The 21451-nt window shown below is 42.8% G+C and carries 22 protein-coding genes and 1 tRNA gene; 8 read left to right on the forward strand and 15 right to left on the reverse strand.

Annotated elements, in window-relative coordinates; genetic code table 11:
• Nucleotides 1-458: 458 nt before the first annotated feature.
• Together L1271_RS11590 and L1271_RS11595 are read right to left on the reverse strand one after the other, a co-directional pair.
• On the reverse strand, nucleotides 459-1388 hold the full coding sequence (locus tag L1271_RS11590) for a porin (protein WP_010607243.1): 930 nt from the start codon (nucleotides 1386-1388) through the stop codon (nucleotides 459-461).
• Nucleotides 1389-1536: 148 nt separating this feature from the next.
• The gene (locus L1271_RS11595) at nucleotides 1537-2382 is read right to left on the reverse strand and encodes a LysR family transcriptional regulator (RefSeq protein WP_010607242.1); all 846 of its coding nucleotides are present in this window, start codon (nucleotides 2380-2382) and stop codon (nucleotides 1537-1539) included.
• An 87-nt stretch (nucleotides 2383-2469) separates the two neighbouring features.
• On the opposite strand from L1271_RS11595, the gene maoP reads away from it, so the two are divergent.
• Together maoP and L1271_RS11605 are read left to right on the forward strand one after the other, a co-directional pair.
• Nucleotides 2470-2841 carry a DUF413 domain-containing protein gene (maoP, locus tag L1271_RS11600; protein WP_010607241.1) on the forward strand — a complete coding sequence of 124 codons (372 nt, stop codon included), beginning with the start codon at nucleotides 2470-2472 and terminating at the stop codon, nucleotides 2839-2841.
• Between the two features lie 229 nt (nucleotides 2842-3070).
• The gene (locus L1271_RS11605) at nucleotides 3071-4306 is read left to right on the forward strand and encodes a GGDEF domain-containing response regulator (protein WP_199539664.1); all 1236 of its coding nucleotides are present in this window, start codon (nucleotides 3071-3073) and stop codon (nucleotides 4304-4306) included.
• Here the strand turns inward: L1271_RS11605 and rarD are convergent.
• Nucleotides 4295-5185 carry an EamA family transporter RarD gene (gene rarD, locus L1271_RS11610; RefSeq protein WP_266070687.1) on the reverse strand — a complete coding sequence of 297 codons (891 nt, stop codon included), beginning with the start codon at nucleotides 5183-5185 and terminating at the stop codon, nucleotides 4295-4297. The two genes, L1271_RS11605 and rarD, sit on opposite strands and share 12 nt — an antisense overlap.
• Nucleotides 5186-5369: 184 nt before the next feature.
• Between rarD and recQ the strand changes: the two genes are divergently transcribed.
• The 4 genes from recQ to L1271_RS11630 all read left to right on the forward strand — a co-directional run bounded on the left by recQ (nucleotide 5370) and on the right by L1271_RS11630 (nucleotide 9921).
• Nucleotides 5370-7193 (forward strand): DNA helicase RecQ, encoded by a 1824-nt coding sequence (gene recQ / locus L1271_RS11615; RefSeq protein WP_416348739.1) that lies wholly within the window; start codon nucleotides 5370-5372, stop codon nucleotides 7191-7193.
• A complete protein-coding gene (locus L1271_RS11620; RefSeq protein ID WP_039493070.1) occupies nucleotides 7193-7480 on the forward strand; it encodes a DUF3630 family protein in 288 nt (95 codons plus the stop codon). Before recQ ends, L1271_RS11620 begins: the two co-directional genes overlap by 1 nt.
• 151 nt (nucleotides 7481-7631) lie before the next feature.
• On the forward strand, nucleotides 7632-9299 hold the full coding sequence (locus L1271_RS11625; RefSeq protein WP_130127004.1) for a POTRA domain-containing protein: 1668 nt from the start codon (nucleotides 7632-7634) through the stop codon (nucleotides 9297-9299).
• 58 nt (nucleotides 9300-9357) lie between these two features.
• Complete coding sequence (locus tag L1271_RS11630; RefSeq protein WP_010607234.1) at nucleotides 9358-9921, forward strand: mechanosensitive ion channel domain-containing protein; 564 nt, start codon at nucleotides 9358-9360, stop codon at nucleotides 9919-9921.
• On the opposite strand, the gene L1271_RS11635 is transcribed toward L1271_RS11630, so the two are convergent.
• The 3 genes from L1271_RS11635 to L1271_RS11645 are packed head-to-tail and all read right to left on the reverse strand — an operon-like array spanning nucleotide 9911 to nucleotide 12262.
• On the reverse strand, nucleotides 9911-10939 hold the full coding sequence (locus L1271_RS11635) for a succinylglutamate desuccinylase/aspartoacylase family protein (protein ID WP_088531787.1): 1029 nt from the start codon (nucleotides 10937-10939) through the stop codon (nucleotides 9911-9913). The genes L1271_RS11630 and L1271_RS11635 overlap by 11 nt on opposite strands.
• A complete protein-coding gene (rimK, locus tag L1271_RS11640; protein ID WP_010378991.1) occupies nucleotides 10926-11831 on the reverse strand; it encodes a 30S ribosomal protein S6--L-glutamate ligase in 906 nt (301 codons plus the stop codon). Before rimK ends, L1271_RS11635 begins: the two co-directional genes overlap by 14 nt.
• Nucleotides 11828-12262: an ATP-dependent zinc protease family protein gene (locus L1271_RS11645; RefSeq protein WP_235367928.1), complete on the reverse strand. Its 435-nt coding sequence runs from the start codon at nucleotides 12260-12262 to the stop codon at nucleotides 11828-11830. Before L1271_RS11645 ends, rimK begins: the two co-directional genes overlap by 4 nt.
• A gap of 283 nt (nucleotides 12263-12545) precedes the next feature.
• Between L1271_RS11645 and L1271_RS11650 the strand changes: the two genes are divergently transcribed.
• Nucleotides 12546-13511 carry a zinc transporter ZntB gene (locus L1271_RS11650; RefSeq protein WP_235367929.1) on the forward strand — a complete coding sequence of 322 codons (966 nt, stop codon included), beginning with the start codon at nucleotides 12546-12548 and terminating at the stop codon, nucleotides 13509-13511.
• Nucleotides 13512-13525: 14 nt separating this feature from the next.
• On the opposite strand, the gene L1271_RS11655 is transcribed toward L1271_RS11650, so the two are convergent.
• Nucleotides 13526-13600: transfer RNA gene (locus L1271_RS11655), tRNA-Arg, on the reverse strand.
• 197 nt (nucleotides 13601-13797) lie between these two features.
• Here L1271_RS11655 and L1271_RS11660 point away from each other — a divergent pair.
• Nucleotides 13798-13980 (forward strand): helix-turn-helix domain-containing protein, encoded by a 183-nt coding sequence (locus tag L1271_RS11660; protein ID WP_010607231.1) that lies wholly within the window; start codon nucleotides 13798-13800, stop codon nucleotides 13978-13980.
• A gap of 66 nt (nucleotides 13981-14046) precedes the next feature.
• Here the strand turns inward: L1271_RS11660 and L1271_RS11665 are convergent, their stop codons facing one another.
• The 8 genes from L1271_RS11665 to L1271_RS11700 all read right to left on the reverse strand — a co-directional run bounded on the left by L1271_RS11665 (nucleotide 14047) and on the right by L1271_RS11700 (nucleotide 21371).
• Nucleotides 14047-14859: a phosphotransferase gene (locus tag L1271_RS11665; RefSeq protein WP_235367930.1), complete on the reverse strand. Its 813-nt coding sequence runs from the start codon at nucleotides 14857-14859 to the stop codon at nucleotides 14047-14049.
• Nucleotides 14822-15442, reverse strand: a complete 621-nt coding sequence (gene pnuC / locus L1271_RS11670; protein WP_039493061.1) for a nicotinamide riboside transporter PnuC — start codon at nucleotides 15440-15442, stop codon at nucleotides 14822-14824. Before pnuC ends, L1271_RS11665 begins: the two co-directional genes overlap by 38 nt.
• The gene (locus tag L1271_RS11675) at nucleotides 15442-15708 is read right to left on the reverse strand and encodes a YkoF family thiamine/hydroxymethylpyrimidine-binding protein (protein WP_017218496.1); all 267 of its coding nucleotides are present in this window, start codon (nucleotides 15706-15708) and stop codon (nucleotides 15442-15444) included. Before L1271_RS11675 ends, pnuC begins: the two co-directional genes overlap by 1 nt.
• 29 nt (nucleotides 15709-15737) lie before the next feature.
• Entirely contained in the window at nucleotides 15738-16238 is a 501-nt protein-coding gene (locus L1271_RS11680; protein ID WP_235367931.1) for a nuclear transport factor 2 family protein, read from the reverse strand.
• A gap of 80 nt (nucleotides 16239-16318) precedes the next feature.
• Entirely contained in the window at nucleotides 16319-17695 is a 1377-nt protein-coding gene (locus L1271_RS11685) for a Gfo/Idh/MocA family protein (RefSeq protein WP_235367932.1), read from the reverse strand.
• 141 nt (nucleotides 17696-17836) lie between these two features.
• On the reverse strand, nucleotides 17837-18910 hold the full coding sequence (locus tag L1271_RS11690) for a phosphotransferase enzyme family protein (protein WP_010607225.1): 1074 nt from the start codon (nucleotides 18908-18910) through the stop codon (nucleotides 17837-17839).
• A gap of 46 nt (nucleotides 18911-18956) precedes the next feature.
• The gene (locus L1271_RS11695) at nucleotides 18957-19838 is read right to left on the reverse strand and encodes a nucleotidyltransferase family protein (RefSeq protein WP_199539665.1); all 882 of its coding nucleotides are present in this window, start codon (nucleotides 19836-19838) and stop codon (nucleotides 18957-18959) included.
• Nucleotides 19839-19937: 99 nt separating this feature from the next.
• A complete protein-coding gene (locus tag L1271_RS11700; protein ID WP_235367933.1) occupies nucleotides 19938-21371 on the reverse strand; it encodes an NAD-dependent succinate-semialdehyde dehydrogenase in 1434 nt (477 codons plus the stop codon).
• Nucleotides 21372-21451: the final 80 nt, after the last annotated feature.

Genomic DNA, 21451 nt, shown 5'->3' on the forward strand with positions numbered 1-21451 from the left:
ACTATATAGTCACTCAGTTACAATTGAGACTCTAAATTTGTTTGCGTCATCTAGCGAACTAGAATCTGCTGTTAGAACTCAATCTGTACGAGTGCCCACACAGATGATTGCTTCATATTTTTAAAGAACATTTCGAAACATTTCATTGTTTCGAGGGGTGTGCATTCTAAGCACTCCCATTTTTTTGTCAACACTTAATTTTGAATTTCTTGAGAAGAAGTTTCGAACTTAAGTTTTACTTGACGCTAACTCGTTGCTGCTTTGCTTTTCAGCGTAGCGCTCCGTGTCAGTGGGGTCGCATTATAGGGCGATCCGATTTTAGTGCAACCCTTTTTTAAAGAAAATTGCGAAAAAACGTTTGTTCGAGCAAAAAGAAAACAATCCGGATATAAAACAAACAAAAACACCCGCATTAGGCGGGTGTTTTACTACATTTAAGCTTGGATAGAGTCTATAAATTAAAACTTATACTCGATACCTAAGCCTAGATAATCCTTTTCTACTTGGTTGTCTGCATCGAATGTTGAGTAGAAACCATAAACCTTCGCGTTTTTAGCAAGCTTGTAATCAACACCGACAGAAACACCATCTACTTTGTCACCGGCATCGAAGTCAATAACTTGATACTGTGCTTTCAATGTCGCATTGCCCAATTTGTACGCTGCATTTAGCAAGTACCCATCGGCCTCTGCACTTCCATCCACCTTTTCTTGTGTCTGGTACATTGCACCAAGTTTGAAGTCAGCTACCTTACCTTGAACAGTGAAACGAACCGTATCATAGCCATTTACTTCGCTATCTGCCGCAATCGCTGCATAGACAGCTGACTCTTTCAATCCAGCATCGCCGTATGTTAGCGCAGTAGAGAAACCGTTTTCACCTTCTTCGCTGTCTTCAGCAATAAAGCTTCCTAGTACTCTAAAGCCATTAAAGCTTGGCGACTTGTAGGAAATTGAATCACCTAAGCGGTTTTCGCCTTTAAAGAGTACCTTAATGTCACCCTCAAGGTCGTTGAACTGGTCTAACTTACCTTGAGACTGTTTTAATGCGGTGTCATTACGGCCGATAACAACTTCACCGAAGTTACCTTTTAAACCCACGTACTGATTACGTGCAGTAATATTATCTTTATCACCTTTTGAATCAGCGTCAGAGACATCTACTTGGAACTCAAGCTTATAAATAACTTCTAAACCAGAGTCTAATTTCTCAGAACCTTTGAAACCAAAGCGAGAGGCGTTACTTTTAATTTCAGTAACTGAACCTGCACCATCGTCAGAAGATTGTACCGATACATTCGCTTTACCATAAACATCTACTTCAGCGTTTGCTTGAAAAGTGAATGCACTTAGTAATGATAGCGCTAAAGCAGTCTTAGTTAGTTTCATGTGTATTTCCTCAATATCGCAACACGTATTTTCAAAACACGCGCAGTTTGACACTGGTAAATGACAAAAATATTACACATAAAATATTTCTGAAAATAAAATGACACTCAAGATTAAGAAATACGTCACAAAAGGTTCATTATAAGAATTACTTCACCGCCCCCAGTAAATTTACGATGGTTTCTATTTGCTCTAATTGGTCGTTGTCTTTGTGATATGCCACAAATATCTCTCTTGAGTTACTTTCTACTTCATCAACTTGAGTCAACCTTCCAGCCTCAATGGACTCTAACGCTAACGCTTCTGGCACAAATGCAGAGCCACCACACTGAAGAATAAGATCAAGCGCTATTCTGCCGGTGCTGGTTCTAAAATAAGGAGGGGTTGCGCCAGTAAACTGTTTTGCATGCCATAGAGAAAAAGCAGTTCCCCAATCAACATAAACATACTGGTTGTCAAAAAAGTCTTCCTTTGTTGCGTTATCAAAAGTGCTTACAGGAATAATAGCAAGATCGCTGATTGGCTTAACAACCAGTTCATCCACTTTTGGCGGATCGAACAGAACAGCGAGATCCAGTGTTCGCTCTAATAATAGTCGCGTGCTTTCTTGCTGTGCTTTCACTTCAGCAACAAGCGATACTCCGGGCATAGCGGATACAATATGGTTAATCCCGAATTGTAAAAATGCGTCCCAAATATTAGCCGTGCCGCTCAATGACAATTGTTTGTGCATATTGTTTGCAAGCGCAACATCGACTTTGGCGCGCTGCATCCCAGTTAAGATCATTTTGGCGTGTGGTAACAACCTTTCACCTGGCGCAGTTAACTGAATATTGTTACGCTGGCGAATAAAAAGATTCACCCCTAAACTTTGCTCAAGCTGGCGGATCCTAAAACTTACAGCTGACTGAGTGATGTATAAATTTTCTGCCGCTCGACCAAAGTGACGGGTTTTGACAACTTCGACAAAAGTTTTTAATAGATCTATGTCCATTTTTCTTCCTGACGATAAAAATTACTCGTTTAAAAAATTATAAAACTTGGTCCATACTCCAGCCAGATAATCTTAGAGGACTCAGTTATGGATCATAATTTAGCGACTTTGAAAAATGCATTTGCAAGCCCCAGAGCCTTTTATGATGACGCCAACTTCCCTAGAGGATTCGGACGCAGTGGTCACTTCACGCTACAAGAAGCCGAAATTCTTGAACGCTGTGGTGCCACATTAAGAAGCTTATACAGCAAAGCAGAAGAACCTCAAAACAGTTTCCAATCCCAGTTTGTTCAGGTAATGGAAGGGTTAATTCCTCCAACTAACGCTGTAGAAAAAGCTTGGACCAAATATTTGAAGCATACTACGTGTAAGACAAAGTTTCACACGCTATTTGGACGCTCTAAAGTTCAAAACGATGGTAGCGTGGTGATCCCGGTAGATATTGACGACGAGCTATAAGCAAAATCATCTAAATCCTATCAAGTTTAGACGCCAACAGAGTAACCTTATTTCTGTCGTTGGTGTCTAAGCACTTCTATTATCAATCCCATTTCAATCTCGATTACCTCATCACCCCCTATCTTTCTCGTATTTTGTTCTTAGTCGTTATCTGTTTATTAGCACAAGCATTGCAATTAAGCGCAGTTAGGTTAAGAATTAGTAAAACAGGAAATGATTGGCGAAGGTTGTGTTACGGAAAATCTTAATCATTGAAGACACCCCCACCATTGCGAAGGTGCAAAAGCATATTGCAACCACTGTGGGATATCATGTAGATATTGCAGAGTCTTTGGCTGAAGCCAAAGCATTATTATCACAGCACGACTATTTTTGTGCCGTGGTAGATTTTGTGTTACCTGATGCGCCGCTTGGAGAAGCTATTCCTTGCACGGTTAAAGCTGATATACCTACCATAGTGATGACTGGTAATCTTGAAAGTCAGACTCGCTCAATCGTTGAGCAATACCCCATCATCGACTATATCACCAAGGAAAATAAACAAGCCTATCATTATTTACGTCGCCAATTAGAACGCCTGCCAAGAAATGAAAATGTCAGAGTACTGGTTGTGGACGACTCTATTTCGTCGAGACACTATGTCTCAGCACTCCTCACTCGCCATAAATATCAGGTACTAGAAGCCTGTGATGGCATAGAGGCACTCGCGGTATTAAAAGACAATCCAGATATTTCAGTGATCATTACCGACAATGAAATGCCAAATATGCGAGGCGAAGAGCTATGTATCGAAATTAGGCGACTCTACACTGATGATGATAAAGCGATAATTGGTATATCTGGAGTTGAAACCGAAAATTTATCTACACGATTTTTGAAAAATGGTGCTAATGACTACCTCAGAAAGCCCTTTAACGCTGAAGAGTTTTACTGCCGCCTTAGCCAGAACGTCGATATGCTAGAACATATTCAAACGATACGCCGACAAGCAAATACAGACTATCTAACCAGCTTGCCAAATCGACGCTACTTTTTCGATACCGTAAAGAAAAGCCTAAAAGCAAGACATAAAAAGGAGCTCTACGGGCTGATCGCTATGATAGATATAGATCATTTTAAGCAAGTAAATGACAAATATGGCCATGAAGGCGGCGATGCAGTGCTTGAGTCAATTGGCCAAGCGTTTGCTCAATACTTTCCCAATGATTTAGTCGCTCGATTAGGCGGCGAAGAGTTTGCGATATATTTTAAAGATACGGTGGCTGATCATTGCAAAGAAAGACTGGAGTGCTTTAGGGAATATTTAGAGCAAAGTAGTAACGAACTGACTGAACAGCAGATCTCATTTACCGTTTCAATGGGACTTGCCGCTCAGGTGACTACGGACATAGAAAGCCTGATAAAACGAGCCGATGAGCGTTTATATCAGGCGAAAGCTTCGGGAAGAAACCGCTTAGTTCACTAAGCGCTTTCTTTTATCTCGATAAGAATCAAAGCTAAACATCACCAGCGCTCCCCAAATAAAGGCAAACGTTATTGCTCGTTCTGCATCAAAGGCTTCCCCATAAAAGAGTACCGCCAATATGAACATTAAGCTCGGCCCGATATATTGAAAAAAGCCAAGTGTCGTGTAGGGTATCCGTTTTGCTGCTGCGGTAAAGCATAACAAAGGCAAAGTTGTCACCACACCCGCACTTATCAAAAGCGTGTTGGTGTACCAATCATTATTCCAAAGGTTGCTTGTGGCACTGGGCTCAACCCACCACCAATAAGCCAGTGCAATTGGGGTGAGAATAAGGGCTTCCACCAGCAATCCAGGAAGTGACTCAACCGCTAAGGTCTTACGCAACAATCCATATATTGCAAACGATCCCGCCAGTGAAAACGCAATGACTGGGAATGAGCCGAAACTGATTAACTGTAACACCACACCCACTATCGCTAATAACACAGCAAACTTTTGCGCCGTTCTCAACCTTTCCGATAAGAACAGCATTCCCAATAGCACGTTAAGTAATGGGTTGATGTAATAACCCAAACTCGCATCTAGCATAAAGCCGTTATTCACAGACCAAATGAATAAACCCCAGTTAAAACCCAACAGCAACGCAGTGATTGTCAACATCGCCAGCAATTTAGGATTAGCCAATATGGCCTTAATTTTGGGCCATTGCTGCTTTGCCAGCACAATTAGTGCAATAAAAAAGACAGACCACACAACGCGATGAATGAGTATCTCAATCGCGTCAACATGGACGAGTTGCTTAAAATAGATGGGTGCAAGTCCCCACATAAAAAAGGCGAGTACAGCGAGTAAGTGGCCTTTCTTTTGTTCTTCAATCACGGGCGTTTAACCTTTGGAGGGATCAACTAAGAGGTCAATCATTATACTCATTTTTACTAATCACGGCGATGAAAGTTCGATGAATTCACAATCACAAAGTTTAAAGCCTACAAGTGCTCAAAACTTATTCAAGTCTCTTAAGATTAGATAAAAAGCAAAGACAAGGTTCAAAAAAAGCTCTAAAATGACACCGATGGATACCCTCGTAAGCACCCCAATTAACGACCCTCATTCAGTACTGAAAGATGTGTTTGGCTACAGTACGTTTAGAGATGGTCAGCTTGATATTATTCAGTCTAGCTTAGCTGGTCAGGATACGCTTGTACTACTGCCTACCGGCGGCGGTAAATCACTCTGTTACCAAGTCCCAGCAGTATTATTTGCAGGCGTGACAATTGTTATATCGCCACTTATCTCATTAATGCAAGATCAGGTCGCGCAGTTAAAAGCACAAGGCATAGCCGCTGAATATATCAACAACAGCGTCGCTTGGGAGCAGCAAAGAGATACCTATGACGCGCTTTTCCAAGGCCGTTTAAAGCTGCTGTACGTTGCACCAGAAAAGGCCTTACAACGAGACTTTATTGAACGCATATCCAACTGTAACATCAGTTTGTTTGCCATTGATGAAGCCCATTGTGTATCTCATTGGGGACATGACTTTAGACCGCACTATTTTCGTTTAAAAGAATTACGTCAACATTTTCCATCCGTTCCGATGATGGCATTAACCGCAACGGCCGATTTAGCGACACGAAAAGATATTGTCCAGCAATTAGGTATGCAAGCACCATTTATCTATACCGGTAGCTTTGACAGACCCAATATTCGTTACACCATCGAAGAAAAGTTCAAACCCCTGTCGCAGTTGATCCGCTATTTAAAAGAGCAAAAGGGGCAAAGTGGCATAATCTACTGTGGTAGCCGTAAACGTGTTGATGATATTGCCGAAAAGCTGATTGATGCTGGGTTCAATGCTGCAGGTTATCACGCAGGTCTAGATAATGATCAGCGCCAGTTTGTACAAAACCGCTTCGCCCGAGATGACATTCAAATCGTAGTTGCAACCGTTGCTTTTGGGATGGGGATCAATAAACCCAACGTGCGATTTGTGGTTCACTATGATATTCCTAAAAGTGTAGAAGCGTATTATCAAGAAACCGGCCGTGCAGGGCGAGATAGCTTAGCAGCTGAAGCCATTATGTACTTTGATCCTGCGGATATTCCCCGCGTTAGGCGCTTTTTTGAAGATATTCCAGACGAGCAACGTCGTAAGGTTGAAGAACAACGGTTTCAGGCGATGTCGAGCTTCGCTGAAGCACAAACCTGTCGTCGTCAAATTTTGCTCAATTACTTCAGCGAATATCAACGTGAAGCATGCGGAAACTGTGATATTTGCCTTAACCCACCGAAACAATTTGATGGCACATTAGTTGCCCAACAAGCGTTATCGTGCGTATACCGCGCAGAACAACGCTTTGGCATTGGTTACATTGTGGATATTTTGCGTGGGGCAAATACCGCAAGGATCAGAGAACAAAATCACCATACCCTCTCAACCTATGGGATCGGGAAAGAGCACAGCAATGAATTTTGGCTGAGTATCTTACGTCAATTGATCCATCATGGTTTATTGAGTCAAGATATTACTCAAGGCGCAACGCTTAGATTAACAGAAGCCGCCCGCGCCGTACTTCGCGGCGAATATGTGCTACAACTCGCAGAACCAAGACTTGTAGCAAAGCATGTCTATCAAGATAAACTGGCTCAGTTTAATTACGATAAGAAACTATTTGCTAAGCTTCGTGCACTCAGAAAGCAGCTCGCAGATGAAGATGATGTACCACCGTATGTTGTATTTAACGACCGAACGTTGGCTGAAATGGCACAAAGAACGCCAACAACTGATAGTGAGTTTTTGCAAGTATCTGGTGTCGGTTTTACTAAGCTCAGCAAGTACGGTGCCCCTTTCATGCAGCTCATTCGCAATTATTTGGAAAGAGAATAATGACTACACTCACTTTGGATAATTCACACGAGGTGATTATCGTCAGCTGTGAAATTACACCTCAAGACGATGAATTTGAACTTTGGGGGCAAATATTCTTACATCAAGATGAGATTCAATTAATTGAATTCTCTGCTGGAGCGGATAGACATCAGTGGCGTTTTTCATATAAAAGCTGTAATTTTAATTTAAATTTTGAACATTACAGTGAGAGTGTGTGGATAGCTCCTGATGGCGTTGATGCCTTAGAACTCCTACCTTTCCTACGCCAACAACTTTCTCGTTAAGTCCACATAAAGCTCTTTAAGTCTATAAATATTATTACTTTTGTTGCAGAACTAAAGCAAGCTGCAACAATATAATCCATACTAAAGGAATATTAGACTTAAAGGCTCTGTGATGAATGTAAAGAGGATTTCGTGTAATAGTATTGTGCTAATGTGTAGCCTAAATGCAGCTGCGCAAGCTGAAAAAGTGCCTGCTGTTGATTTTGCTAATAGCTGTGGTAATAACCGAGTTGAAGCACAAAGCGACCAGAATCTTTCACGCCAGCTAGACAGCAAACAAGCCTATCCTGAGCCCGCAGAGGGTAAAAAGGTCGTCGCTATCACTCTAAAACAACTTAATGTTTTCGATACCGATAAACCTGAAGAAGACAATGCCCTATTCCGATTTGCCAACCGTTATCATATTCAAACCAAGCCCGAAGTATTAAAAAGCGTGCTCCTATTTCAGGAAGGGGATGCTTACAACCCAAGAAAACTCAGTGAATCCGAACGACTCCTTCGCAATCAGTCATACCTATATGATGCACGTATCTATGCCGTAGAAAACTGTGATGGTGATATTTTAGTTACGGTTGTAACGCGGGATCTTTGGACACTATTGCCCGATTTAAGTTTTAGTCGTAGTGGTGGGGAAAACACTTCTCGAATTGGGTTTAGAGAAAGTAATTTATTTGGCTGGGGAAAGCGCCTTTCTTTTACCCACATACAAGAGGTCGACCGCTCTGGTTATCAGTTTGTGTATGATGACCCTAATATTTTAAACTCAAGATATCGTGGTCGCGTAGAATATTCAGATAATGACGATGGTGAGCGCCACTATATCGATGTGAGCTATCCATTTTTTGCAACCGATACTCCATATAGTTATGGTTTTACGAGTTATTCCGACAAACGCGAAGAACCCATATATTCTGAAGGTGAAACAATCTCAGAGTTCAGTCAATCCACGGATGTCACGCAAGTCTACTTCGGACACTCAAAAGCGCTATCGGGCAGTTGGACTCGCCGTCTCATCGCGGGCGTTAGACATGAGCAACATACCTTCCGTGAGATAGCAGATACCACTTTACCCATTGCACAAGATAGAACGCTCACCTACCCTTATGTTCAAGCTCAGTGGTTTGAAGATTCCTATGTAAAAGTACGCAACTTCGACTCGATTTATCGTACAGAGGATCTTAATTTAGGTTGGAATATTAATGCTCTATTTGGCTATTCAGCCGAATCTTGGAGTGACGATACTGAACGTCTTGTCTATTCATTTTCTGCCAATACGGCACACTACACCTCAGATCACAGCTTGTGGCGTTTTTATTTTGATGTCAGTGGCAACTGGAACAAAGACACAGATAAAACCGAAAACCTAATAGCGAAAACGACCTTTCAATACTATTTAAATACCAGCTTGTATGAGTCTTGGTTTATCAACGCAAGCTATACCTATGGGAATAACCTGACCTTTGATAATCAAATTACGTTAGGGGGCGAAACCGGGCTTCGCGGATACCCAATAAAATATCAGCAAGGTAGTCGCAGTATGCTACTCAATATCGAAAAACGCTATTACTGGGAATATGACTTACTGCGCTTATTCAAAATTGGTGGTGCAGCTTTTTTTGATGTAGGGCGCGCGTACCACTCTCACCTGCCGATTGAAGCTGATGAATCAGTCCTAAAAAATGTCGGTATTGGCTTGCGTTTAGCACCTAGCCGAGCCAATTCAGATATCATGGTTCATATTGATTTAGCCGCACCAATTAATGGCCCGGATAACGTCGATAGCGTACAGTGGCTATTAACGGTAAAAAATCGCTTTTAACGGTGTCGCACAACAATAAACATGATATAAAGCAGAAAAAATTTCTTAGGATACGGTTTTGCATTTGTTAGATTTCGCACTCAGTCAATACAAGCTAATTGTAACTTTGGTGGCGCTATTATCCTTCCCACTATTAATGAAGGCATGTTGCAAACTCTTAGAAAAAGTAACACGCGGAAAAATAGACTCTCATCGTAAACAACGTGCCGACTTACTCGTTCGTGTACTTGTTGCCTTTGTATTCGTCTGCTTTATGCTTGTATTCTGGGGCATAGAACTTCGTGGTTTACTGGTGCTTGGTTCATCGTTATTTGCGATGCTTGGTGTTGCCATGTTTGCCGGTTGGTCATTACTTTCCAATCTGACTTCATTTTTACTTATGTTTATTCAAAACGATTATCGCGTTGGGAATTGGGTAAGAATTGTTGACGGTGCAAACTTTGTGGAAGGCTGTATTGTAGAGATGGGGTTGATGAGTGTAGTGCTGCGCCATGTTGACGGCCATAAGGTCGTATATCCTAATAACTTGTTTGTCACTCGCCCCGTTATGGTGCTTAGTCAAGAACCGACTAAACCTAAACAGGTTACAACACCAAGAAGAACATTAGGCCCTAAGAAATAGGGCCTATATCGTCAATAAAGGTTTCTAGCTGTTGCTCAACAATACTATTTGCATGTGCAAAGTAAGCTAAGTGAAAAACTGCATCTCCCTCATTCACCAAAGGTAGCATTTGTTGGCCAATCACTATCCCACTACGAGGTGCGATAACTGCTTCTTCGCTTTGACCTAATGGACTGTCTATATAAGCCAAGATTTGACCTTTTGATACGCGTTCCCCCAAGTTAACTTGTGCTCGAACAATACCATCAACGTCTGCACGCACCCAACTTGTTGCAGCCGCGATAACTGCGTCATGACGTTGCTTCCTGCGACGTCCACGCAACATTCTGAGTTTACGCATGACATTTTCAACCCCTTGCAATCCAGCAGCAATGGCCAATGAGTCAAACCGCAACGCTTCTCCCGCCTCATAGGTGATAACAGGAATGTCCAATCCCGCCGCTTCACTTCGCAACGAGCCGTTACGCAGTCGCGCATCTATCGCAACCGGCGTACCAAACGCCATCGCCATTTCTTTGGTCATTTCGCAGGACAAGTCACCACGGATCTGCGGTAAATTAGAGCGATGAATCGCGCCGGTATGTAAATCGATAATATGGGTGCATTTTTTTACCACCAAATCGAAAAACATAGATGCCATTCGAGCCCCTAACGAGCCTTGCTCAGAACCTGGAAAACAGCGGTTTAGGTCTCGTCTATCAGGTAAATAGCGAGACTTATGAATAAAGCCAAAGATATTTACGATAGGCACCGCTATCAAGGTGCCACGTAGCGTTGCCGCATCGACTTTACTTAATAGCTGGCGCACGACCTCGACGCCATTTAATTCATCACCATGAATTGCGGCACAGACCAAAAGTACCGGTCCGGCCTCTGCGCCATTAACGACTTCAATCGGAATAGTCATTGGTGTGTGGGTGTAGAGCTTGGCCACTTCCAACTGGACAGTCTGCCTTTCAGCAACACCCACTCGTGTATCTAATAACGTAAAGGGTTGGTTGATTTTAACCTTTGCCACGTGTAGCAGTCCTTTTCGCCGCTGCATTCTTCTCGATAAAGGAGATGATCAAGCTAGCTATGTCTTTACCTGTTGCCTTTTCAATGCCCTCAAGGCCCGGAGATGAGTTCACTTCCATCACCAAAGGACCACGCTCTGAACGCAATAAATCTACACCGGCAACATTTAGGCCCATGGCCTTTGCTGCAGCAATTGCAGTACGGCGCTCTTCCGGAGTGATTTTTACCAAGGTCGCAGAACCACCACGATGCAGATTTGAACGGAATTCACCCTCTTGCGCTTGACGCTTCATCGCGGCAATGACACGGTCGCCGATAACGAAACAGCGAATGTCTGCACCACCAGCTTCTTTAATATATTCTTGCACCATAATATTGGCTTTTAAGCCCATAAATGCTTCGATAACGCTTTCTGCCGCTTTACGTGTCTCAGCTAACACCACGCCAATACCTTGTGTGCCTTCTAGTAGCTTGATCACAACCGGTGTGCCACCAACCATTTCCAGTAAGTCTTTAACGTCATCAGGCTTACTGGCAAAGCCTGTGATTGGCATGCCTACGCCTTTTCTTGACAGTAGCTGTAATGAACGCAACTTATCTCTTGAGCGAGTGATTGCAACAGACTCATTCAATGGGTACACCCCCATCATTTCAAACTGTCTGAGTACCGCACAACCATAAAATGTCACAGAGGCACCAATTCGCGGAACAATCGCATCAAAGCCGCTCAACTGCTGACCCTTAAAGTGAATTTCAGGCTCACTACTATTGATATTCATATAACAACGTAGCGCGTCAATAACCTCTACTTCGTGCCCACGCTGCTCTGCCGCTTCAATTAAACGACGTGTTGAATATAAAGATTGATTCCTTGAAAGAATGCCAATTTTCATGATTTATCCGTTTTATTACTTAAATATGACTGTTCTGGATCAACAAGGATGCGGCCTCGCATCGCCGTACGACCCAGTAACATTCTAAATTTCATTGTTTCTCTATCGCTTAGCGTGATTTCAATTGGCCAAGCCTGATTGCCGATAGTTAAATTTGTTTCTATTACATAACGTAGTTCTTTATGACCGCCCGAATCGGTAACAACGCGCTCATCTACTACTTTTGCTTCACTACAGACTTCATAGTCAGTATTGTCTTGTTTGGGATGGATCCAAAACCTTACCCAAAGTTCATCTTGTTCTGTTTTGAAAGGCTCAATCTTAAAGGCGTGCAGACATGATGTTCTTGCTCCAGTATCTACTTTCGCTTTGATTTTTTCGATACCTAAATCGGGTAAGGAAAGCCACTCTCTCCAACCAACTGTGATCATATTATGCTCTCGTACAAAATGAGTTCGGACTTATACGCTGATTCAAGTCACTTGAAAAACAAAATAAATTTATCCTAAAGATAAAAACGCTCTGTTAAGCCAAGCACCTTAACTTACAGTAACACCACTTACACATTTTTCAAGGTAGAGCCCTATACTGAGCTAAAGTAAAATAGAGTATTCAAACAATTTATTTCATCGCCAAGATTTTAGGACCTAAATGAATTTGAAAATTAAATTATCTATGTCAGTCTTGGGACGAACTTTTTAATAGGAATTAGCTATGACTGGATTACTCCATGCGTTTGTACTCGACGGTCAAGGTGGCGGTCGGCTACTTTGCGATCTGAGTGAAGTAAAATCCGTAATTCACAAGGAGCCACTTTGGCTCCATTTTGACTACAGCTTCGACGAAACGACTGAATGGCTGAAGCAACAAACGTTTTTGGATGACTGGGAAAGAGAAGCGCTAACCGCAGATGAAACCCGTCCGAGAACGGCTAATGGCGATGAAGGTTTGCTAGTTTTCTTGCGTGGCGTGAACCTTAACCCCAAGCAAAGCCCTGAAGACATGGTTTCTATTCGCTGTTTTGCAAACGATAAACTACTTATCACCTGTCGTAAGCGCCATATTATGTCTGCCCAAGATATGCTGGCATCGCTTAAAAAGGGTCAAGGCGCAAAAAGTATCGGTGAGTTACTGTCTACATTGGTGATGCGACTTTCTGTGCGAATGCAAGACATCATCTGGCAAATAGAAGAGCAGCTTGACGAGTTTGAAGACGCGATGGAAAGCTGTGAGCAGCTGCCAAACTATCAGCAACTTTCAACATTAAGAAGACAAACCATTGGTTTAAAACGCTATCTTAAGCCACAAAAGCTTGCTATTAGCGAACTGCTATTGGCAAAGATTGCTTGGCTAGATGAAGATCATCGACACATGATTGAAGAGGCGAGCAATGCCTTAAGTCGATATATCGAAGAATTAGAGGCTGCGATTGAACGTGCACAAGTGATCCAAAATGCGATCACCAACCATCAAAATGAACAGTTAAACCAAAGAATGTACGTGATGTCCGTCGTTGCAGCGTTATTCTTACCACTTGGGTTTTTAACAGGTTTGTTGGGAGTGAATATTGGCGGTATTCCAGGCACAGAATGGGGTGGCGCATTTGCCTTGTTTGTTATTATGTTGGTGGTACTAACTGGCGGTATTGGCGTGTACTTTAAACGCAAAGGCTGGTTGTAAGTAGGAGTAATCATTGGCGCTCTCGCTAGGGATCGAACCTAGAACTCAGCCTCCGGAGGGCTACGTGATATCCATTTCACCACGAGAGCGTCGCCAACATAATAATGCTAAGTGCAGACAATTGCCAGACAATGTTTGCTATATGACTAATTAGTAACCTATTTTTTAAAAAAAGCTGTACTTTGGGCAAAAAACCAGTTATTCAACTATGCTTTGAAAATAATAAAATAGACTGATATTGCTGCCCGTTCAGAAATATCGCGATACATCATTGAGGATCCCAAATATGACACCGATGACAACAGAGCAAGTTGCAGAGTTTCTTGACGTAAAGGTTGAGCGCGTAAGACGCCTCGCACGAGAAAACTTGCTAGTCGCCAAAGACACAGATGCCAATGGCGAACCTATCTTTGACAAAGCCGATGTTGAAAAATACAAAGAGCTAGCACAGCGACTGGGTGGGATTTAAACTACCCAATAGTGATGGCCAGTAATGTGATCAAGGAATATCACATACTACTGGCTCAGCTTGTAGCTACAATATCCACTGCTTCAGTAACTGCCTAAGCTTTTCGGCTTCTATCATTACGCCGCGCTGCTCGTACCATTGAATACTAACAATCAAATAAATTTGGCAAAATACCGTCAGTTTAGCTTCAGCGTATGAAGGCATTGCTTGCCGCTTTAGAGAAAAGTAAGACTCAACTATCGTAAGTGCTGCTTCAACACCACAGCTAAAACTACACACCAGCGCTGCTAAATCAAAAAATATGTCACTATGACAAGCATACTCAAAGTCGATTAACCGAACCCCCTCTGGGCTTTGAATAATATTGCTCATGACTAAGTCATTATGGCAAAACGCCTGATCCACGGGTAAAGAAGCTAAGCTTTCGATAAGCCATTCGATATCAACTAAGTGACGCAATTTCTCATCAATAGCCTGAACATAACCGACTAGGTCCAGCACCTCGTATACTTCAAGCTCTAAGCTATGCACCTGAATAACTTGTGCTAACAACGCAGTATTTAACTTTGGCTCAGCACACACTTCTGGCATAAAGGTGAATAGTGCCATACGAGTGCGTAGGTCGTACTGCAGTACTTTAGAAGTAATGCCTTGCTGTGCTAACTCATTCTGTGCCTTTAATGCCTCAGTAGGAATACCATGGCTATAGCATTTTAATAGGTAGCTTTCGCCCTTACTCACCATCAGGTAATTATTGTTACTCACACCCTTAGTTAGCTTTTCTAATCGCTCAGCTGAAACCTTGAATACGGTATCCACCTTTACTTTTAATTTTTCAAGCTCAGAGTGCTGCAAGCGTCTTTCCTTGCTTAGCTTCATATTCTTCGTACCAACGCTTGTAGCCCCAACACGCCATCAAGGTGTAGAAAATAAATAGTACCAGCGTAGGATAGAAACCTTTAAGGTAATAAAGGTAGATGGAGGCTGCATCAATCACGACCCAATATAACCAGTTTTCAAGAATTTTCTTAGCCACTAAATAGGTCGTCACCACCGCAAAGCACGTGGTAAAGCTATCTAAATAGGCGAGATCTGCTGCCATATAATGCTTGGTGAAATACCCGAGCACAACGGAAACCACTGAAGTAATAACAATGATTGAAAGATGTTTTGATAACGACCAAGAAACAATATCACTGGGCTTGTTTTTGTCACCCTGACGCCACATCCACCAGCCAACAACGGCCATGACCATATAGTAAAAGTGCAGCAGTGATTCCATCACTAGTGCTCCGTTCCAGTACAGCACGGTATAGATGAAGGTATTAATAAAGGCCACTGGCCAACACCAAATATTCTCTCGAATTGCCAGCAGTAAATAAGCTACAGCCAGCACCACAGCGATATACTCCCAACTCGACATCGCTGTGAACCCTGCAAAGGTTTCAGTAAACCAGTCCATTAATCGCAGGCACTATCAGCTGGAGATAAATCGCCTGAGATAAACTTACAAACAAAAATACATTTTCCGTAAGCTTCAAATGAGTGTTTCATTTCTTGATTCAATACTGAAGTCACTAAATCAAATTCACCAAAGACCTGAGTTGACATCGTGTTTGTGATCACCTTGATCCCTTCATGCTCATTCAGCCTATCAATAAAACCTTTAATAAAAGGGATATAGTCTTGGTGCAGTGGGTACTTGCTTATTTCAACAGAAACTTGCATGGGCGCTCCTTACAAATGGCAGCCGATTATTAATATTGCTGGTTTAGATTTTCCCCACCGGTAAAATCCGATTTTGGGGTATAGTTAATCCAATCTTGCTGATAGATAATTTTACCTTTTTCGTCAAACTTTAGCACTATCAGAAATCGCCAAGGCCCTAACTCGCGTGACGCATAATTAAAGCGATTAAAAACGCCTCTAGCAACCACAGTTCTAGCCGTGGTATCGACTATCTTATCTTCTACCACTAAGACGGGTTGCTCATCCAGCACAGCAAAATTCCCAGCAGACCAATTAAAAAAAGCCGTAATTTGATCTTTACCTTGTGCCTTATGGCCAAAAACCATATCTTCCAGCACGGAATCTTCTGCATAGAACTCGATAAACTGGGTAAAGTTCTGCCGCTGAGCATAGGTATTAAAGTAAGCATCGGCATGGCTGATGAATGTATTTTTCTTACTGATATTAACCGAGTTACTACAACCACTCAGTATTAATATAAAGAATAATAAGAACCGATAGCGCATCATAGCCACTCCAAAAGCCGTATTAATCGAGTATAAAAAAAGCGCCTGTAGCGCTTAATTCGACGATGATAAAGTGTGTATTTTTATACTGTTACTATACCCAATGGTTTAGCGGTTTTCCACGCTCCACGGGTAAAGTCTGGAATACTCAATGATTCACTGCGATTAGCGACTGATTGAGCCGATAATGGAGAAATTACCGACCAAGCGGCACCGTCGTATACGTCTTGATCTAGCGCCTCACCATTGCGCAGGCAATAGATCATCCGCCAGAACATTAAAAAGTCCATACCACCATGACCGCCGTTGCGCTGTGCTTCTTCACCCATTTTAGTCCAAAGCGGATGGTCGTATTGTTTATACCATGAATCCATTTCGTAATCCCATTCATGGAAGCTCTTAGTACCACCTTGCTCTAACGCGATACGATTAGGGAAACCAGCAAAGACCCCATTAGTTCCTTGAATTAGATTGTGACGAGAATAAGGCCTAGGCGTGGTCGTATCATGTTGTACCATGATACTGCGTCCTTTGATGGTCTTTATCATCGTGGTATTCATATCACCCGCAATATAATGTAGTTGATTGCGTTCATGATCTGCCGGAAATTCGCGTTTTGCATAGGCTGCACGACCTAGGGCGGGAGAACTCATAGAAGTTAAGTAATCAAAACGATCACCGCGGTTAATATTCATGTACTGAGATACTGGACCTAAACCATGAGTTGGATATAGGTTACCATCTCGCTTAGTATGCCAGTGTGTACGCCATGAGCCGGTCTTGTGCTCAATTTCCTTCATCTGCCAACGTAGCTCATGAATATATGCAGCTTCACCATGCAATAACTCACCGAATACACCTTGACGAACCATATTCAGTACCATCAACTCATCGCGACCGTAATTGACATTTTCCATCATCATACAGTTCTTTTGCGTGCGCTCTGCGGTGTCGACTATCTGCCACATTTCTTCAACGGTCAACGCTAAAGGCACTTCAACAAACGCGTGCTTACCGCTATTCATGGTATCAATTGCCATCGGCGCGTGCCATTTCCAGGGTGTTGAAATGATAACGATGTCAATATCATCCCGGTTAAGCATTTCTTGATAAGCTAAGTCACCACCACGATACAGCGCAGGTTTCGGCAAGCCTCGCTCGCGCACAAGATAGTCAGCCGATTTTTCAAGCACTTCATCATGGGTATCACAAATCGCGACAATACGTGCACCATCGATGTGACTCATGCGCTTTACATGACCATAGCCTCGTTGGCCAACCCCAATAAAACCTACCCGAACCACGTCCATTTTTGGTGCTACGAGCCCAATGACAGAGCGGCCTTGTTGCTTAGGTACAATGCTATTATTTTGATTCGAGCTTGCGCACCCAGCTACTACACTCGCAGCCGCTGCCGCTCCTGCGGCTTTTAAAAAGTCGCGGCGGTTTATATTTTTCATTCTTACTCCTAAACGATACTTCTCAACAGCACTAATACTGCTCGCTATCAAGCTAACCTATCCCAATCTTAGGTTCAAAACATTGCGATAAAGCCGCAAAAAAAGCGCTTGAAGCGCTTTTTCTTAAAATATATTAAACCGTTAAATTGCCCTGATAATATTATTCAGACAATCCTCTTTTTCTAGCACACTGGAATACAACGCAAACTGGTTCTTCGCACGGTCGAGATTATGATTGGCTCTGTGGGTTGCAAAATAATTATCTCCATCTAAGTGATCTGTTAAAAATCTCAGACCTATCATGAATGGCATCACTTTGGCGCCAAGAATAAAACTGTCTTTTTCTGCTTCAGTCACACTGTCTTGTAACGGTTCAATATACCCTTGCGCCAGCGCAGCAAAGATATTTTCTCTTACCTGCACATTACTCAAGTTCGTTGAGTCTTCAGCTTCTGGCGAACAGAAGGTACGCACCATATCGCCAAAATCAAATAACCAGTTACCTGGCATACAAGTATCTAAGTCAATAACGGCTCGCGCTGCATCACTCTGTGTTGAAAACAGCATGTTGTTGATTTTGGTATCGTTGTGGCAAGCTCTAAGTGGCACTTGTTTTTGTGCCTGCTGCAGCTCTTCTGCAAGCGCAAATTGCTGCTGAAAAGCAGCGATAACATCACTGCACTTGTCCGCGCGACCATGCTCATCTTTCGCTAGCACTTGGTTAAATGCATCAATACGCATCGCCAAGTTATGAAAATTTGGAATGACATGATGTAACTGCGCCGCATCAAAATCATTTAGCGCATGTGCAAACTGCCCAAAAGCGTTTGCAGCGGTTAATGCTTGCTGTTCGTTTGCCACTACGTCTTCGCTATAACTGCGGCCAATAAATGCAAGCGCACGCCAAACTTCATCATTAATATCGACTAAATATTGGCCTGAACTCGTCGCTAGATGCTTTATGATAGCGAGACTATATTCACCATTTAAGGCTTTTGCTGTTAAGTGCTGTTCAATCGCTCGCGCATTTTCAACAAGATGCAAAGGGTTTGGAAATACCGTGGTATTTAGCTTTTGTACCACCATGGTTTTGTGGTTGTCCTGCAACAGCATAGTCGTGTTGATATGACCACTACCGATCGGCTTCATTTTAGCTTCTTCACTAATGAGACCGTATTCATCAGCAAGTTGTTGCGCAACGGCTTGATACTCCATATTCACCTCAAAAGGAGTTAAGTCGGATGTAGTTGTGTGGAGATGATTATCTTCCCTGACGTGCTTCATAAATCTTTCTCGCGACAATGTCTAGTTCGCTCTTATAAGTTATACCGTACCAATGTGATTTAGCTTGGTAGACCGACACGGTTTGTCGGCCCTTATTGATACTGTGTTGGATACAATCTGGCAAATAATACTCTTTTTTGACACCGTTGTCATAATTCCTTAAAAATGCATTAAACCCGGCTTCTAATGAATCAAAAAGTGACGGTGTCACACCCCAGCAGGTCATCGAAGCCAGCGCAGAGTGTGCTATCTTACACCGCTTACCTGCAATATCACCTGACAACTCGCCGTTTTCAAAGCGAATATCTAATGCCTCTTCAACCGAGTGTAGTTGTTGCGCTTGTACCTGACAAACGCCACGGTTTACTCCACCCTGATCTGATAAGGTATTTATAATTGGGTATGCGACCATCGCCATATTGCTATGATGCTGAAAATGTTCAACAAGCTGCTCAAATGCATCTGGCCCGTAATAATCATCCGCCGTAATAACTATCGCAGGCTTATCAACGTATGGTTTTGCACACAGCAGCGCATGTCCTGTGCCCCATGGTTTTTCTCGCCCTGCCAAACAGTCGATAAATTCATTCGGAATATCGCTAAGCCGCTGCTGCACTAAAGTAATGTTCAGCGCCTTCGGCAATCGTGGCAATATCACATTTTCGATTAGGCTTCGCACTTTGTCATTGATGATCAAAATAACATCTTGCACACCAGCATGATGCGCGTCAATTATGCTCAATTCCATAATGCTTTTATCGATACTTGGCAGCTCAGCAACCTGCTTATTACCACCAAAGCGGCTTCCTAATCCACCTGCCAAAATGATCAGCTTAGGGGGTTGTTCGATTCCTATCATTGAAAAAATATCAAAACTCAAATAAGCGGGTAAGTGTACTGAGCTTTTGCGCAGAATAAAAGCAATTGCGAGGAAAGACGTCCTCGCTATTAGTGTGAACTAGCTAAACTTTTGACATAAGTACTTTATTTCTTGGTATTCAAGCAATCCTTCCTGTGCTCCTTCTCGACCAAGACCTGAAAACTTCACACCACCAAAAGGCGCTACTGGATTGGATATGATCCCTTCATTAATCCCAACCATGCCATACTCAAGCGCATGACTTACTCGCCTTATTTGATTGCCATCATTCGAATAAAAATAAGCAGCAAGCCCTTCTGGCACAGAGTTTGCCATTCTTACCACTTCATCTTCACTCTCAAAATCAATAATGCTGACAATCGGTGCAAAAATTTCTTCATGGAAGATCCGCATGGTGCTATTTACACCCGTGATAACTACCGGTGCCATAAATTGGCCGCTTTGTTTATCACCTTGATAAGCGATGCTCGCACCTTTAGCTAACGCATCTTCTAACAGCTGCTGTGCTTTTTGTTTGGCTTCAAGTGAAATGAGTGGACCAATATCAATACCCTGCTCTAGACCATTTCCCAAGGTGAGCGTGCTAACCTGCTGAGTGAGTGTATTGAGTAGTTCTGCCGAGATACCTTTCGCGACAAACACACGATTTGCGGCCACACAAGTTTGTCCTGCATTTCTGAACTTCGCTGCCATCAAACCACTTACCGCTTGCTCAACATCAGCGCTGTCGAAAACAATAAATGGTGCATTACCACCAAGCTCCATTGACGTTCTTTTCACTGTGTCGGCACATTGCTTTAACAACGCACTCCCCACTTGTGTTGATCCCGTAAACGTGAGTTTTCGCACTTGTGGTGACTCAGTAAGGTGTGCTACTAACCCTTTAGAGTCGTTAGTCACTAACACCTGAAAAGCGCCAACTTCCATTCCAGCCTGAATAGCCAGCTTTGCAAGGGCGATGGCCGCAAGAGGAGTTTTCTCAGAGGGCTTTAAAATAAAACTACAGCCTGCAGCATAAGCTGGTGCTACTTTTCTGGTGATCATCGCCAGTGGAAAATTCCACGGTGTGATCCCAAGTACAACACCAACCCCTTGCTTGATTGTAGTTAGCTCATGTGATTGAGAATGACTGGGAATAACCTGACCATAGGCGCGCTTGGCTTCTTCGCTATACCATTCAATAAATCCTGCAGCATAATCCGCCTCGGCAAGTGCCTCCTTAAGCGGTTTGCCTTGTTCCTTAGTGACGATTTCAGCCAAGGCCTGGCGATGCTCTATTACCAATTCGTACCATTTTCTAAGTACTTGACTACGGGCATGTGCTGTCGTGCTAGCGAGTTTTTCGAAGGTTTCAGCCGCTGCTTGCAGCGCTTTATCGGCAGCCTGATTATCCGCCTCCGAAACCTGAGCAAGGTGCTCTCCAGTTGCAGGATTAACCACATCGACATGCGTTTTACTATGATGTGCTTGGCCATTGATAAGTGAAAATTCGGGGTTACTGATGAGTGACATAGCGTTCCTCCTAGAAAAGCAAAAAGCCGTAGTATCAGACTACGGCTTTATTAAATTTGTCAGTAACAACCTAGGTTGTT

Source organism: Pseudoalteromonas sp. OF5H-5 (assembly GCF_021530695.1).
Lineage (GTDB): Bacteria > Pseudomonadota > Gammaproteobacteria > Enterobacterales > Alteromonadaceae > Pseudoalteromonas.

Excerpts from the sequence above, each read along its gene's own strand:
- L1271_RS11625 (WP_130127004.1), top strand. The coding sequence starts at position 7,632 with ATGTGTAGCCTAAATGCAGCTGCGCAAGCTGAAAAAGTGCCTGCTGTT.
- L1271_RS11590 (WP_010607243.1), bottom strand. The coding sequence starts at position 1,388 with ATGAAACTAACTAAGACTGCTTTAGCGCTATCATTACTAAGTGCATTC.
- L1271_RS11660 (WP_010607231.1), top strand. The coding sequence starts at position 13,798 with ATGACACCGATGACAACAGAGCAAGTTGCAGAGTTTCTTGACGTAAAG.
- L1271_RS11700 (WP_235367933.1), bottom strand. The coding sequence starts at position 21,371 with ATGTCACTCATCAGTAACCCCGAATTTTCACTTATCAATGGCCAAGCA.
- L1271_RS11675 (WP_017218496.1), bottom strand. The coding sequence starts at position 15,708 with ATGCAAGTTTCTGTTGAAATAAGCAAGTACCCACTGCACCAAGACTAT.
- L1271_RS11695 (WP_199539665.1), bottom strand. The coding sequence starts at position 19,838 with ATGATAGGAATCGAACAACCCCCTAAGCTGATCATTTTGGCAGGTGGA.
- L1271_RS11680 (WP_235367931.1), bottom strand. The coding sequence starts at position 16,238 with ATGATGCGCTATCGGTTCTTATTATTCTTTATATTAATACTGAGTGGT.
- pnuC (WP_039493061.1), bottom strand. The coding sequence starts at position 15,442 with ATGGACTGGTTTACTGAAACCTTTGCAGGGTTCACAGCGATGTCGAGT.
- maoP (WP_010607241.1), top strand. The coding sequence starts at position 2,470 with ATGGATCATAATTTAGCGACTTTGAAAAATGCATTTGCAAGCCCCAGA.
- L1271_RS11595 (WP_010607242.1), bottom strand. The coding sequence starts at position 2,382 with ATGGACATAGATCTATTAAAAACTTTTGTCGAAGTTGTCAAAACCCGT.
- L1271_RS11620 (WP_039493070.1), top strand. The coding sequence starts at position 7,193 with ATGACTACACTCACTTTGGATAATTCACACGAGGTGATTATCGTCAGC.
- L1271_RS11650 (WP_235367929.1), top strand. The coding sequence starts at position 12,546 with ATGACTGGATTACTCCATGCGTTTGTACTCGACGGTCAAGGTGGCGGT.
- rimK (WP_010378991.1), bottom strand. The coding sequence starts at position 11,831 with ATGAAAATTGGCATTCTTTCAAGGAATCAATCTTTATATTCAACACGT.
- L1271_RS11690 (WP_010607225.1), bottom strand. The coding sequence starts at position 18,910 with ATGGAGTATCAAGCCGTTGCGCAACAACTTGCTGATGAATACGGTCTC.
- L1271_RS11665 (WP_235367930.1), bottom strand. The coding sequence starts at position 14,859 with ATGAAGCTAAGCAAGGAAAGACGCTTGCAGCACTCTGAGCTTGAAAAA.
- recQ (WP_416348739.1), top strand. The coding sequence starts at position 5,370 with ATGACACCGATGGATACCCTCGTAAGCACCCCAATTAACGACCCTCAT.
- L1271_RS11645 (WP_235367928.1), bottom strand. The coding sequence starts at position 12,262 with ATGATCACAGTTGGTTGGAGAGAGTGGCTTTCCTTACCCGATTTAGGT.
- L1271_RS11685 (WP_235367932.1), bottom strand. The coding sequence starts at position 17,695 with ATGAAAAATATAAACCGCCGCGACTTTTTAAAAGCCGCAGGAGCGGCA.